The 692-nt window shown below is 48.7% G+C and carries 2 protein-coding genes; both read left to right on the top strand.

Features of this window, described 5'->3' with window-relative positions; genetic code table 11:
- The first annotated feature begins 80 nt into the window (after positions 1 to 80).
- Positions 81 to 455: a hypothetical protein gene (locus FKQ60_RS17370; protein WP_020433901.1), complete on the top strand. Its 375-nt coding sequence runs from the start codon at positions 81 to 83 to the stop codon at positions 453 to 455.
- Positions 452 to 692, top strand: a 241-nt coding sequence (tnpB, locus tag FKQ60_RS17365) for an IS66 family insertion sequence element accessory protein TnpB (RefSeq protein WP_170906828.1), incomplete at its 3' end; no start/stop codon positions are given. The genes FKQ60_RS17370 and tnpB, both read left to right, overlap by 4 nt.

Raw genomic sequence — 692 nt, 5'->3', positions numbered from 1 at the left:
CGTGAGCTTACGGCAGCATAGCTCAACTTAACTCGCCAGCTCTGGTTTACTAAGTGCTTATCCAATATAAGGAAGGCACCATGCAAAACCAGAAAAACCTGATTCAGGCCACTGCTGACTTTGAGCACTGGCGACAAACCCGCATTAATAAACATGCCAGTATCCCCGATGAACTACGCTGCTTAGCACTCAAGCTGCTTGAAGAATATCCGATCAGTCACGTGACCAAAGCACTACGGATCTGCACCACCCAGCTCAATGACTGGCGCAAGCAACTTCCCGTTAAGTCGTCCGCTCCTGATTTTGTTCCGTTACAGATAGAGCCTGATTTACTACCTAAATCAGACCTGAGCCTTCAGCTCACTCTTCCTAATTCAAGTCAGATCCGTATCAGCGGCCTTGTCTCTCCTGACTTATTGCGAGCTCTGATACAAGAAGCAGGAGAAGTAAAATGATCCACCTGACTGCTGAGAGTAAAATCCTGCTTGCGACTCAACCAGCCGATTTTCGCTGTGGTATTGATGGACTCGCCGCCCTGTGTCGTCATCAGCTAAAACAGTCGCCTCGTAGCGGAACCCTGTTTGTGTTTACCAACCGCCGTCAAACCATGCTTAGAGCATTATGTTATGACGGCTCTGGCTTCTGGTTAATCAATAAACGCCTGAGCAAAGGCCGCTTTCAAGATTGGCCCC

The sequence above is a fragment of the Vibrio sp. A11 genome (genome assembly GCF_013048705.1).
Taxonomy (GTDB): domain Bacteria; phylum Pseudomonadota; class Gammaproteobacteria; order Enterobacterales; family Vibrionaceae; genus Vibrio; species Vibrio metschnikovii.
This window is presented reverse-complemented; position numbering and strand designations above follow the sequence as displayed.